The 12,476-nt window shown below is 71.6% G+C and carries 10 protein-coding genes; 8 read left to right on the top strand and 2 right to left on the bottom strand.

Annotated elements, in window-relative coordinates:
- The first annotated feature begins 138 nt into the window (after positions 1–138).
- Together ACFYO9_RS02285 and ACFYO9_RS02290 are read left to right on the top strand one after the other, a co-directional pair.
- Entirely contained in the window at positions 139–1,032 is an 894-nt protein-coding gene (locus ACFYO9_RS02285) for an oxidoreductase (RefSeq protein ID WP_358776845.1), read from the top strand.
- A gap of 133 nt (positions 1,033–1,165) precedes the next feature.
- Positions 1,166–2,212, top strand: a complete 1,047-nt coding sequence (locus ACFYO9_RS02290) for a methyltransferase (protein ID WP_355802865.1) — start codon at positions 1,166–1,168, stop codon at positions 2,210–2,212.
- On the opposite strand, the gene ACFYO9_RS02295 is transcribed toward ACFYO9_RS02290, so the two are convergent.
- Positions 2,130–3,185 carry a rhomboid-like protein gene (locus ACFYO9_RS02295; RefSeq protein ID WP_358776846.1) on the bottom strand — a complete coding sequence of 352 codons (1,056 nt, stop codon included), beginning with the start codon at positions 3,183–3,185 and terminating at the stop codon, positions 2,130–2,132. The two genes, ACFYO9_RS02290 and ACFYO9_RS02295, sit on opposite strands and share 83 nt — an antisense overlap.
- Positions 3,186–3,396: 211 nt before the next feature.
- Between ACFYO9_RS02295 and ACFYO9_RS02300 the strand changes: the two genes are divergently transcribed.
- From ACFYO9_RS02300 to ACFYO9_RS02320, 5 genes are all read left to right on the top strand, one after another.
- A complete protein-coding gene (locus ACFYO9_RS02300) occupies positions 3,397–4,074 on the top strand; it encodes a spermidine synthase (protein ID WP_355802868.1) in 678 nt (225 codons plus the stop codon).
- A gap of 65 nt (positions 4,075–4,139) precedes the next feature.
- Entirely contained in the window at positions 4,140–4,880 is a 741-nt protein-coding gene (locus ACFYO9_RS02305) for a response regulator transcription factor (protein WP_055701842.1), read from the top strand.
- A gap of 13 nt (positions 4,881–4,893) precedes the next feature.
- Positions 4,894–5,979 carry a HAMP domain-containing sensor histidine kinase gene (locus ACFYO9_RS02310; protein ID WP_358711667.1) on the top strand — a complete coding sequence of 362 codons (1,086 nt, stop codon included), beginning with the start codon at positions 4,894–4,896 and terminating at the stop codon, positions 5,977–5,979.
- Between the two features lie 268 nt (positions 5,980–6,247).
- Positions 6,248–10,054, top strand: a complete 3,807-nt coding sequence (locus ACFYO9_RS02315; RefSeq protein WP_358776847.1) for a multifunctional oxoglutarate decarboxylase/oxoglutarate dehydrogenase thiamine pyrophosphate-binding subunit/dihydrolipoyllysine-residue succinyltransferase subunit — start codon at positions 6,248–6,250, stop codon at positions 10,052–10,054.
- Between the two features lie 118 nt (positions 10,055–10,172).
- On the top strand, positions 10,173–10,355 hold the full coding sequence (locus tag ACFYO9_RS02320) for a DUF6104 family protein (protein WP_003961784.1): 183 nt from the start codon (positions 10,173–10,175) through the stop codon (positions 10,353–10,355).
- An 89-nt stretch (positions 10,356–10,444) separates the two neighbouring features.
- On the opposite strand, the gene ACFYO9_RS02325 is transcribed toward ACFYO9_RS02320, so the two are convergent.
- Positions 10,445–11,329 carry a hypothetical protein gene (locus ACFYO9_RS02325; protein ID WP_388665917.1) on the bottom strand — a complete coding sequence of 295 codons (885 nt, stop codon included), beginning with the start codon at positions 11,327–11,329 and terminating at the stop codon, positions 10,445–10,447.
- 217 nt (positions 11,330–11,546) lie between these two features.
- Here ACFYO9_RS02325 and ACFYO9_RS02330 point away from each other — a divergent pair, with 217 nt between their 5' ends.
- The gene (locus ACFYO9_RS02330; protein ID WP_358776849.1) at positions 11,547–12,476 is read left to right on the top strand and encodes a DUF4097 family beta strand repeat-containing protein; all 930 of its coding nucleotides are present in this window, start codon (positions 11,547–11,549) and stop codon (positions 12,474–12,476) included.

The following is a 12,476-nucleotide window of genomic DNA, read 5'->3' on the forward strand; positions in this document are numbered from 1 at the left end:
CTCAATGCAACTGAGCCCCGGGATGTTCCCCAATCGGCGTTCGCTGTGAGCGATCACCCGAAAACCGTTCGCCGTCCCGCGTCCCGCTCCCTAAGGTCCTCGACGGTGCCGGGACCGGTGCCGGTGAGGTTCGCGCAGGTGAGGAGCACGGTGATGGGGCGGCAGGGGCAGCGAGGGGTGGCCGGTGGGGCGGGGCGCGAAGAGGGGCCGCGGGTCTGGTTCGTGACCGGGAGCAGTTCGGGGCTCGGGCGGGCCCTGGTCCGGGCCGCCGTCGCGCACGGGGACCGGGTCGTGGCCACCGCGCGGGACGTGTCCGCCCTCGACGAACTCGTCGCGCTCGCGCCGGAGCGGGTCAGGGCGCTGCGTCTCGACGTGACCGACGTGGAGTCCGTACGGGCCGCCGTCGCGGGCGCCGAAGAGGCGTTCGGGCGGATCGACGTGCTGGTGAACAACGCCGCGTACGGGCTGCTCGGTGCCTTCGAGGAGCTCGGGGACGACCAGCTGCGCGCCAACTTCGAGACCAACGTCTTCGGCGTCATGACGGTCACCCGCGCCGTCCTGCCCCTCATGCGGCGGCGCCGCTCGGGGCACATCGTGCAGATGTCGTCCGTCAACGGCGTGGTGCCGGGGCCCGGCGGCGCGGCGTACGTCGGCACGAAGTACGCGCTCGAAGGGTTCTCCGCCGCGCTCGCCGCCGAGGTCGCGCACCTCGGCATCCGCGTCACGATCGTGGAACCCGGCCCGTTCCGCACCGACTTCGGCGGGCGCTCGCTGCGCTGGGGCACGCCGATGGCGGAGTACGCGGAGATCATCGCGCCCGCCCGCAAGGCCCTGGAGGCCTCGCACGGCAGCCAGTCCGGCGACCCCGCCCGCGGCGCCGAGGCGATCGTCGCCGCGGTGGGCCTCGACGAACCGCCGCTGCGGCTGCCGCTGGGCGCCGAGGCGTTCGGCTGGATCAGGGCCCATTTCCAGTCACGTATCGAGGAGCTGGACGCGGTGGAGGAGCTCGGGGCCGACACGGCTTTCCGCTGATCACTCCCCCACCGGCCGTCGCCGGACCGGCCGTACGCGATCAGGCCGGTCCCCGGGGGTGGCCGCCGGGCGGCGTTCCCCTGCGGCCGTTCCGTTGGGACCGTGGACGCTCCTACTCCTCAGGAGGGCACCCATGGTGGACACACCCGGGACCGGCGACGACGACGTGCGGGACGAGCAGGACGTCGCCGGCCAGATCGTGGAGCACGCGCTGGGCCACCTCTTCTCCGCGGCGCTGCGCACGGCGGTCCGGTGCGGGATCGCCGACCGGCTCGCCGCGGGTCCGCGCACCGCGGGACAACTGGCCGAACCGACCGACACCGACCCCGGCCACCTCCGCCGCGTCCTGCGCTACCTCGCCACGCGCGGCATCTTCCGCGAGGACGGGACGGGCGCGTTCCACCTCACGCCGCTCTCGCAGGCGCTGCGCACGGACGTGCCGGACTCGATGCACGCCGCGGTCCTGCTGATGACCGACCCCGCCTTCCAGCGGACCTCGGCGGGTCTCGAGGAGACGGTGCGCCGGGCCGGCGCGTCCTTCGAGCGTCTCTTCGGCAAGCCGCTCTTCACCTATCTGGCGGAGGATCCCGCCCTGCGGGAACTCTTCGACCGCGGCATGGCCTCGATCTCGGGTCCGGTCGACGCGGTGATCGCCGGCACGTACCCCTTCCCGGAGAAAGGCACCGTGGTGGACGTCGGGGGCGGCCGCGGCGGCCTGCTCCGCGCGGTGCTGCGCGGGCGCCCCGGCCTGACGGGCGTCCTCTTCGACCAGGAGCCCGTGATGCACACCCACGTGCTCGCCGACGACGAGACGGTACGGGGCCGCTGGCGGGCCGAGCCCGGCGACTTCTTCACCGAGGTCCCCGAGGGCGGCGACCTCTACGTGCTCAAGCACGTCCTGCACGACTGGCCGGACGAGGCCTGTCTGCGGATCCTGCGCAACTGCCGCGCGGTGATGACCCCGGAGGCCCGCCTCCTGATCGTGGACTGCGTCCTGCCCTCCGGCAACGCACCGCACCTGGGCAAGACCCTGGACGTGGCGATGGCGGCGGTCGTGGACGGCCAGGAGCGGACGGAGGACGAGTTCTCGGCGCTGCTCACGGGGGCGGGGCTGCGCCTGACGCGGATCCTGCCGACGGAGACGTATCCGTCGATCGTGGAGGCGGAGGCGGCGTCATGAGGTGGCCGGTCCCCCACCCGACGGGCGGGGGGCCGCCCTGGAGTCGCCGGCGCCGGAGCAGCGGCCAGGTGGAGACGCCGATCACCAGCGCGAGCAGGTGGCCCCAGTTCGTCATCGGGTCGGTGAACGCGATCAGGTCCTCGATCAGCATGCACCCGAACCCGCCGAGGACGACCCAGCGCAGCCACGGCGTCAGCAGACCCGCGAGCGCGCCGACGCTGGCGGCCACGCCGAAGCTGATGCCGTAGTCGAGGCGGTGCAGCGAGCTGTCGGGCAGATGGCCCGCGAGGACCGACAGGCCGACCGGGACCTCGGTCACGAGCGTGGCGACGACGTGGCCGAGGAGGAAGACCCCGGCGGTGCGCAGCCCTCTGATGCGCCGCTCCAGCGCGGTCAGCACCAACAGGAAGCCGATCGCGTACGGGGACGTGATGCCGCCCGCGACCCACAGGGCGCTGGCGAGGAGGACGAGGACGGGGGTGTGCGAGAGGTGCGCCACGTCGGTGCTCGACCCGCGCAGCAGCGCGGAGACGAGGTCGGGGTCCGCGTGGGCGGCGACCACCGAGGTGACGGCGAGCACGAGGGCGTACCCGAAGGTGAAGGGCGTGCCGGTGGGGGTGGGCAGCAGGCGCCAGGGGCGGAGCCGGGCGATTCTTCCGGGCGCGGCTCCCCCTGCTGCGGGGCTTCCGGTGGCGGAACTCCTTGCGGCGGCGGCACTCCTGCCGCCGCGCGGGACGACGGCCCGCCGCTCCGGTACGAGCGGCTCCGGTACGGGCGTCCGCGGTACGGGCGTCCGCGGTACGGGCGTCCGCGCCACCCGGGACCGGCGCGCCGACTGCCGCGGTATGCCGTTCAGGCCGGCCGACGCCCCACCGTCCGACATCACCGGGTCCGGCGTCCGCGTCTGCGGCCGCCCCTCGGTCACGGTCTCGGCGGGCCGCACGGCCTCCGCGGGCTGCACGCTCTGGTTCACGGGTGAGGCGCTCCTTCCGTCCTGCCCCACCCTTTGCCCTCTTTTCCGGCGTTGTCTATGACAGGCGCCACGTGAGGTACGTCTCACAGGCAACCCGCGGGTCACATTCTGCGTCGCGCGACCCCCCGACGCAGGCCGCGCCGCCCACTCCGCACGCCCCACCCGCGAAAATCACCCGCGCCCACGGCCACCCGCAAATACCCTGGCGCCCATGCGCACCCCCACCGCCGCCCCCGTCGTCATCGACCGGCGCGAGGGTCCTTACGGCGAGGTCGTCCTGCGGCGCCACGGCGAACTGCTGCAGATCATCGCCAACGGCTGTTTCCTGATGGACACCTCCGACGGCCGCTCCGAGCGACTGCTCGTCGACGCGGCCCGCGACGCCCTCGACGACCGCCCGTCCCCCGCCGTCCTCATCGGCGGCCTGGGAGTCGGGTTCTCCCTGGCCCACGCCGCCGCGGACCCCCGCTGGGGCCGCATCGACGTGGTGGAACGCGAGCAGGCCATCATCGACTGGCACCGCGAGGGGCCGCTCGCCGAGCTGTCCGCCGCGGCCTTCGCCGACGCACGTTCGCAGATTCTTCACACCGACCTCGTCACACACCTCTCCGCGGCCACCCGGACGTACGACGCGCTCTGCCTGGACATCGACAACGGCCCCGACTGGACGGTGACGGAGGGCAACAACTCCCTTTACTCAGCAGCCGGTCTGACGGCGTGCAAAGCACGTCTGAACCCCGGCGGAGTGCTCGCCGTATGGTCCGCCCAACCCTCGTCCGCTTTCGACGACGCTCTACGGAATGCCGGATTCCAGAGGGTACGGACGGAAGAGATCCCCGTTGCCCGAGGCGTCCCGGACGTGGTCCATCTCGGCGTCAGGGCTGCGTAGCCGAGGGCCCTTCGCGACCCGTACTCTGCTGACCGAACACAAGCGATCAGTGTCAGGGGCGGGCGATGGAGCAGACACACACCTCCCACAACGGCGCCACGGCGGCGACGCCGGGCGCACAGCGCCGGGTGCTGGTGGTCGAGGACGACCCGACGATCGTCGACGCCATCGCCGCCCGGCTGCGCGCCGAGGGTTTCGTTGTGCAAACGGCGGGCGACGGCCCGTCGGCGGTCGACACCGCCCAGGCGTGGCAGCCCGACCTGCTGATCCTCGACATCATGCTGCCGGGCTTCGACGGCCTGGAGGTGTGCCGCCGGGTGCAGGCGCAGCGGCCCGTCCCGGTCCTCATGCTCACCGCGCGTGACGACGAGACGGACATGCTGGTCGGGCTCGGGGTCGGCGCGGACGACTACATGACCAAGCCGTTCTCGATGCGCGAGCTCGCCGCCCGCGTGCACGTGCTGCTGCGCCGCGTCGAGCGGGCCGCGCTCGCCGCGACCACGCCCCGCAGCGGCATCCTGCGCCTGGGCGAGCTGGAGATCGACCACGCCCAGCGGCGTGTGCGGGTGCGCAGCGAGGACGTCCACCTGACGCCCACCGAGTTCGACCTGCTCGTCTGTCTGGCGAACACCCCGCGCGCCGTCCTCTCCCGCGAGCAGCTGCTCGCGGAGGTGTGGGACTGGGCCGACGCGTCCGGCACCCGGACCGTCGACAGCCACATCAAGGCGCTGCGCCGCAAGATCGGGGCCGAGCGGATCCGTACGGTGCACGGCGTCGGGTACGCGCTGGAGACCCCCACTCCGTGAGGCGGTTCGTGTGATGAGCGGACCCTTCGGAGGGCTGCGGCCCTTCTCCATCAAGACGAAGCTCGGCGCTCTCGTGGTCGTCTCGGTGTTCATCACCACAGGGCTGCTCCTGGTGGCCACGAAGACCGAGACCGAGCTGCGCTTCATCACCGTCTTCTCGGTGATCGCCACACTCCTCATCACGCAGTTCGTCGCGCACAGCCTCACCGCGCCGCTGGACGAGATGAACGCGGTGGCCCGCGCCGTCTCGCACGGCGACTACACGCGCCGGGTGCGCGGCGCCGACCGGCGCGACGAGCTGGGCGACGTGGCCTCCACGATCAACGCCATGGCCGACGACCTGGAGGCGCAGGACACCCAGCGCAAGGAGCTCGTCGCCAACGTCTCGCACGAGCTGCGCACCCCCATCGCGGCGCTGCGCGCGGTCCTGGAGAACGTGGTCGACGGGGTGTCGGCCGCCGACCCGGAGACGATGCGTACGGCCCTGAAGCAGACCGAGCGCCTCGGACGGCTCGTCGAGACGCTCCTGGACCTGTCCCGCCTGGACAACGGCGTGGTGCCGCTCAAGGCCCGCAGGTTCGAGGTGTGGCCCTATCTGTCGGGCGTCCTGAAGGAGGCCAACATGGTGGCCTCCGCGCGCGCGGGCATCGCGTCGGGCTCCGGCAGCCACACCCGTACGGACGTCCATCTGCACCTCGACGTGTCGCCGCCGGAGCTGACGGCCCACGCGGACGCGGAGCGGCTCCACCAGGTCGTGGCCAACCTCATCGACAACGCGGTCAAGCACAGCCCGCCGCACGGACGGGTGACGGTACGGGCCAGGCGCGGCCCCGGCCCCGAGTCGCTCGACCTGGAGGTGCTCGACGAGGGTCCCGGCATTCCGGAGTCGGAGTGGCACCGCGTCTTCGAGCGCTTCAACCGGGGCAGCCACGCCGGCGCCCCCGGAAAGGGGGCGGGGAACGACGGCGGCACGGGTCTCGGACTGGCCATCGCGCGGTGGGCGGTGGACCTCCACGGCGGCCACATCGGGGTGGCCGAATCCCCTCGCGGCTGCCGGATCCAGGTCACTCTTCCGGGCCTGACCGAGGCCCGAAGTTGACGTAGGGTTCGAGTACAAGCGTTTCACGGTGCTGGTCACGGGCACTCGGGAGCCGCTACCGCGCGTAGACGTCCCTCAGGCGTACCCGCGCGGCCATCTGGCGTTGCAGAACCTCGCTTGTTTCCCGCCATTCAGTGCGCCGAAACCATCGATCCAGTGTGACTTACGCGACGGATGCCGGGCCCGGTCTGCATCTCACGCCCGGAGAGGCGTAGCCTTTATTTCCGCTGTCCATCACCTTGTGAAGCGGAAGAGGGCGGTTACCGCCGTGTCGTCACAGTCCCCCAGTAGCTCGAGCATCTCGACCGACCAAGACGGGCAGGGCAAGGACCCTGCCGCTGCCTTCGGTCCCAATGAGTGGCTCGTAGACGAGATCTATCAGCAGTACCTCCAGGACCCGAATTCGGTCGACCGAGCCTGGTGGGACTTCTTCGCCGACTACAAGCCGGGCGCGGCCGCTGCCGCCGCCCCGGCCGAGCCGGCGGGTGACGCGGCCGCGGGGGCCGCGGCCACCAGTGCTCCCGCCGCGCCCGCCGCCCCGGCGAAGCCCGCGGCCCAGGCCGCGCCCGCCGCCGCTCCGGCCGCTCCCGCGAAGCCCGCGGCCGCCGCCCCGGCCCCCGCCGCGAAGCAGGCCGCCAAGCCCGCCGAGGCCAAGCCGGCCGCGAAGCCCGCCGCCAAGGCGGAGCCCGCGACGGAGGCCCCGGCCGGACCCGAGTACGTGACGCTGCGTGGCCCCTCGGCCGCCGTCGCGAAGAACATGAACGCCTCGATCGAGGTCCCGACGGCCACGTCGGTCCGCGCGGTCCCGGTGAAGCTGCTCTTCGACAACCGCATCGTCATCAACAACCACCTCAAGCGCGCCCGCGGCGGGAAGATCTCCTTCACGCACCTCATCGGGTACGCCATGGTGCAGGCCATCAAGGCCATGCCGTCGATGAACTACTCCTTCGTGGAGAAGGACGGCAAGCCCACCCTGGTCAAGCCGGAGCACATCAACTTCGGCCTCGCCATCGACCTGGTGAAGCCCAACGGCGACCGCCAGCTGGTCGTCGCGGGCATCAAGAAGGCCGAGACCCTGAACTTCTTCGAGTTCTGGCAGGCCTACGAGGACATCGTCCGGCGCGCCCGCGACGGCAAGCTCGGCATGGACGACTTCACCGGTGTGACGGTCTCGCTGACCAACCCCGGCGGCCTCGGCACCGTCCACTCCGTGCCGCGTCTGATGCCCGGCCAGTCGGTCATCATGGGCGTCGGCTCGATGGACTACCCCGCGGAGTTCCAGGGCACCTCTCAGGACACCCTGAACAAGCTCGGCATCTCGAAGGTCATGACGCTCACGTCGACCTACGACCACCGGGTCATCCAGGGCGCCGCCTCCGGCGAGTTCCTGCGGATCGTCGCGAACCTCCTCCTCGGTGAGCAGGACTTCTACGACGAGATCTTCAAGGCGCTGCGGATCCCCTACGAGCCGGTCCGCTGGCTCAAGGACATCGACGCCTCGCACGACGACGACGTCACGAAGGCCGCCCGCGTCTTCGAGCTGATCCACTCCTACCGCGTCCGCGGCCACGTCATGGCCGACACGGACCCGCTGGAGTACAAGCAGCGCAAGCACCCCGACCTGGACATCACCGAGCACGGCCTCACCCTGTGGGACCTGGAGCGGGAGTTCGCGGTCGGCGGCTTCGCCGGCAAGTCGATGATGAAGCTGCGCGACGTCCTCGGCGTGCTGCGCGACTCGTACTGCCGCACCACCGGCGTCGAGTTCATGCACATCCAGGACCCCAAGCAGCGCAAGTGGCTGCAGGACCGCATCGAGCGCACGCACGCCACCAAGCCCGAGCGCGAGGAGCAGCTGCGCATCCTGCGCCGGCTGAACTCGGCGGAGGCCTTCGAGACCTTCCTGCAGACGAAGTACGTCGGCCAGAAGCGCTTCTCCCTGGAGGGCGGCGAGTCCGTCATCCCGCTGCTCGACGCTGTGCTCGACAGCGCCGCCGAGTCGCGCCTGGACGAGGTCGTCATCGGCATGGCCCACCGCGGCCGCCTGAATGTCCTCGCCAACATCGTCGGCAAGTCGTACGCCCAGATCTTCCGCGAGTTCGAGGGCAACATGGACCCCAAGTCCATGCACGGCTCCGGCGACGTGAAGTACCACCTGGGCGCCGAGGGCACCTTCACCGGCCTGGACGGCGAGCAGATCAAGGTCTCGCTGGCCGCCAACCCGTCCCACCTGGAGACGGTCGACCCGGTCATCGAGGGCATCGTCCGCGCCAAGCAGGACATCATCAACAAGGGCGGCACGGACTTCACGGTCCTGCCCGTCGCCCTGCACGGTGACGCGGCCTTCGCGGGCCAGGGTGTGGTCGCCGAGACGCTCAACATGTCGCAGCTGCGCGGCTACCGCACGGGCGGCACGGTCCACATCGTCATCAACAACCAGGTCGGCTTCACCGCCGCCCCGGAGTCCTCGCGCTCCTCCATGTACGCCACCGACGTGGCCCGCATGATCGAGGCGCCGATCTTCCACGTGAACGGCGACGACCCCGAGGCCGTCGTCCGCGTTGCCCGCCTTGCCTTCGAGTTCCGGCAGGCGTTCAACAAGGACGTCGTCATCGACCTCATCTGCTACCGCCGCCGCGGTCACAACGAGTCGGACAACCCGGCGTTCACGCAGCCGCTGATGTACGACCTGATCGACAAGAAGCGCTCGGTGCGCAAGCTCTACACCGAGTCCCTCATCGGTCGCGGCGACATCACCCTGGAAGAGGCCGAGCAGGCGCTGCAGGACTTCCAGGGCCAGCTGGAGAAGGTCTTCACCGAGGTCCGCGAGGCCGTCTCGCAGCCGGCGCAGGCCGACGTGCCCGCGCCGCAGGCCGAGTTCCCGGTGCACGTGGAGACCGCGATCTCCCAAGAGGTCGTCAAGCGGATCGCCGAGTCCCAGGTCAACATCCCCGACCGGGTCACCGTCCACCCGCGTCTGCTGCCCCAGCTGCAGCGCCGCGCGACGATGGTCGAAGAGGGCACGATCGACTGGGGCATGGGCGAGACCCTCGCCATCGGCTCGCTGCTCCTGGAGGGCACCCCGGTCCGCCTGTCGGGCCAGGACTCCCGCCGCGGCACGTTCGGCCAGCGCCACGCGGTCCTCATCGACCGCGCGACCGGCGAGGACTTCACGCCGCTGATGTACCTCTCCGAGGAGCAGGCGCGCTACAACGTCTACGACTCGCTGCTCTCCGAGTACGCGGTGATGGGCTTCGAGTACGGCTACTCGCTGGCCCGCCCCGAGTCCCTCGTCATGTGGGAGGCGCAGTTCGGCGACTTCGTCAACGGCGCGCAGACGGTGGTGGACGAGTACATCTCGGCCGCCGAGCAGAAGTGGAACCAGCACTCCGGCGTCACGCTGCTGCTGCCGCACGGCTACGAGGGCCAGGGCCCGGACCACTCGTCCGCCCGCATCGAGCGCTTCCTCCAGCTGTGCGCGCAGAACAACATGACGGTCGCGATGCCGACCCTGCCGTCGAACTACTTCCACCTCCTGCGCTGGCAGGTGCACAACCCGCACCACAAGCCGCTGGTGGTCTTCACCCCGAAGTCGATGCTGCGCCTGAAGGCGGCGGCCTCGAAGGCGGAGGAGTTCACGACGGGCGGCTTCCGTCCGGTCATCGGCGACGCGTCGGTCGAGGCGTCGGCGGTCCGCAAGGTCGTCTTCTGCGCGGGCAAGCTGTACTACGACCTGGAGGCCGAGCGTCAGAAGCGCGGCGCCACGGACACGGCGATCATCCGTATCGAGCGCCTGTACCCGCTGCCGGGTGCGGAGCTCCAGGCGGAGATCGCCAAGTACCCGAACGCCGAGAAGTACCTGTGGGCGCAGGAGGAGCCGGCGAACCAGGGCGCGTGGCCCTTCATCGCCCTCAACCTCATCGACCACCTGGACCTGGCGGTCGGCGCGGACATCCCGCACGGCGAGCGCCTGCGCCGCATCTCGCGGCCGCACGGCTCGTCCCCCGCGGTCGGTTCGGCCAAGCGTCACCAGGCCGAGCAGGAGCAGCTGATCAGCGAAGTCTTCGAGGCGTAGTCCTCGACGGTTCTCCGCACAGGGGCCCGCCCCCGGGTTCAGACGAACTCGGGGGCGGGCCCTTCGGCGTCGGCGCCTACCATGAAGGCGAAGAGTCCCACCCCACCAGGAGCATGAGTTGTACTTCACCGACCGTGGCATCGAGGAACTGGAGAAGCGGCGCGGCGAGGAGGAGGTCACCTTCGAGTGGCTCGCCGAGCAGCTCCGCACCTTCGTGGACCTCAACCCCGACTTCGAGGTCCCGGTCGAGCGCCTGGCGACGTGGCTGGCGCGGCTGGACGACGAGGACGAGGACGAGTAGGCGGGGCTGGGGGCTGTCGGGGCGGGCGCCCCGCCGGGACACCTCAGCTCCACCCTGAGGGGTGGCTCAGCGCTGCCCTGAGGGGTGGCTCAGTCCCGTGCCCGCATCCGGTCGTACGCGAGGCCCGCGACGCCCTGAGACAGCAGCAGGGCGGCCGCCGTGGCCCAGCCGCCGCTGCGCAGCCGTACCGCGCGCGCCGCGAGCGGCACCCCCGCGACGATCTGCGCGGTGGCCAGCAGCCGCGCCCGGGGCCCGCGTAGCCAGGGGCCCAGCGGGCTCCGCTCGACGGCGACGATCTCCGCCCGCACCGCGTCCCGCCAGCCGGGCCACTCCACCTGCCGTACCCCCTCCAGCACCCGCGCCACCTCGCGCAGCCGGCCGGCCGGTGCGCCGGGGGTGAGGCCGGGCGGAAGGGTGAGCCCCGTGCGGGAGAGGACCGCGAGGAGGCCGAGCATCCGGGCGCGGGCGTCGGCCGACCGGTCGGGGCGGGTGAGGGCTTCCAGGGACTGCATGTCCAGTACGGGGTCGAGGCCGAGCCGCGCGGCCAGGGTCCGCATCGCCTCGTCCTCCCCCACCGCCGTGCCGTTCGCGAGCCATTCGTAGCCGACGGTCCGCCGGAAGCCCACGGCGAGGATGCAGCCGGACCAGTCGCGGTCCCACCACAGGGCGAGCACCGGGCGGCCCGAGCCGACGGCGAGCGCGGTGGCCCACCCGGTGAGCACCCGGTCGACCGCCTCCTCGCCGTGCAGCCACGGGCTGCCCTCGGGCACCAGCACGCTCCAGCCGTAACCGGCCTCGGCCAGCAGCATCCGCTCGCGCAGCAGCTGGGCCGAGGGCTCCACGGTATCGGGCGCGGCCCGGCAGAGCAGGAGTGCGCCGGCGGCTGCGGCGGTCCCTGCGGCTCCGGAGACCCCGGAGGTCCCGGAGGTCCCGGAGGTCCCGGAAGTGCGGGGCATGGATGGATCGGACGACATGTGCCCACGCTAGGACAGATCGACACATTCGGCGCAGAGACCGGGCGGGCGGGCCGTTCGCGGGCAGGCCAGGCGGCCGGGCCGGCCGACGGATGGGGGCCGGGCGGTTCACCCTCTCGTGTGTCTTGACTTCCGGGATCCGCGATATATCGTGAATGGCAGAGAACGCGATATGGCGCGTTGCTGTCCCGTGAGGGCCCGCCAGGGAGGTCAGGTCATGTCAGAGTGGTCCGTCGCCGAGCCACAGAAGCTCACGTTCGACGCCCCCGTGACGGCACTTCACGTACGGGTGGTCAACGGAACGGTGAACGTGGTGGGCACCGACGAAGGTTCCGCCCGCCTGGAGATCTCCGAGATGACGGGCCCGCCCCTGCGGGTCACCCAGGAGGACGGCGTCCTCACCGTCGCCTATGACGACCTGCCCTGGAAGGGCTTCCTGAAGTGGCTCGACCGCAAGGGCTGGCACCGCAGCGCGGTGGTCTCCCTCGCCGTCCCCGCGGGGACCCGCGTCGAGGTGGGCGTGGTCGGCGCGGGCGCTGTGGTCTCCGGCATCGAGGGCCGCGCCGAGGTGAAGGGCCTCACCGGTGACACGACCCTGCTCGGCCTCTCGGGTCCGGTCCGCGCCTCCACGGTCTCCGGCAGCCTGGAGGCCCAGAGCGTGACCGGCGACCTCCGCTTCAACTCCGTCTCCGGCACCCTGACGGTGGTCGAGGCGTCGGGCCCCTCCGTCCGGGCGGACTCGGTGAGCGGCTCGATGATCGTGGACCTGGCGCCGGCGGGCGGCCCGACGGACGTCGCCCTGACGAGCGTCTCGGGCGAGATAGCGATCCGGCTGCCGCACCCCGCGGACGCCGAGGTCGAGGTGGACACGGCGAGCGGCACGGTGTCGAACGCCTTCGAGGACCTCCGGGTCGGCGGCCAGTGGGGTGCCAAGCGGATCACCGGCCGGCTGGGTACCGGCCGCGGACGGCTGAGGGCGACGACCGTCTCGGGTTCCATCGCGCTCCTGCGCAGGCCGCAGATGGAGGAAGATCAAGACGACGAGGTCCCCTTGGACGTCGCCCCGGCGGACGCCGCCCCCACCGAGGCCGCCGCCACGCCGCCGGACGGCCCGAACGACGACCCGACCCCCAAGAAGGTGCTCTGA

The sequence above is a fragment of the Streptomyces sp. NPDC005863 genome (assembly GCF_042871345.1).
Taxonomy (GTDB): domain Bacteria; phylum Actinomycetota; class Actinomycetes; order Streptomycetales; family Streptomycetaceae; genus Streptomyces.

What these genes read in the sequence shown, in the direction of transcription:
- ACFYO9_RS02300 (WP_355802868.1), top strand. Translation starts at nt 3,397, where the DNA reads ATGCGCACCCCCACCGCCGCCCCCGTCGTCATCGACCGGCGCGAGGGT.
- ACFYO9_RS02330 (WP_358776849.1), top strand. Translation starts at nt 11,547, where the DNA reads ATGTCAGAGTGGTCCGTCGCCGAGCCACAGAAGCTCACGTTCGACGCC.
- ACFYO9_RS02290 (WP_355802865.1), top strand. Translation starts at nt 1,166, where the DNA reads ATGGTGGACACACCCGGGACCGGCGACGACGACGTGCGGGACGAGCAG.
- ACFYO9_RS02310 (WP_358711667.1), top strand. Translation starts at nt 4,894, where the DNA reads ATGAGCGGACCCTTCGGAGGGCTGCGGCCCTTCTCCATCAAGACGAAG.
- ACFYO9_RS02305 (WP_055701842.1), top strand. Translation starts at nt 4,140, where the DNA reads ATGGAGCAGACACACACCTCCCACAACGGCGCCACGGCGGCGACGCCG.
- ACFYO9_RS02325 (WP_388665917.1), bottom strand. Translation starts at nt 11,329, where the DNA reads ATGTCGTCCGATCCATCCATGCCCCGCACTTCCGGGACCTCCGGGACC.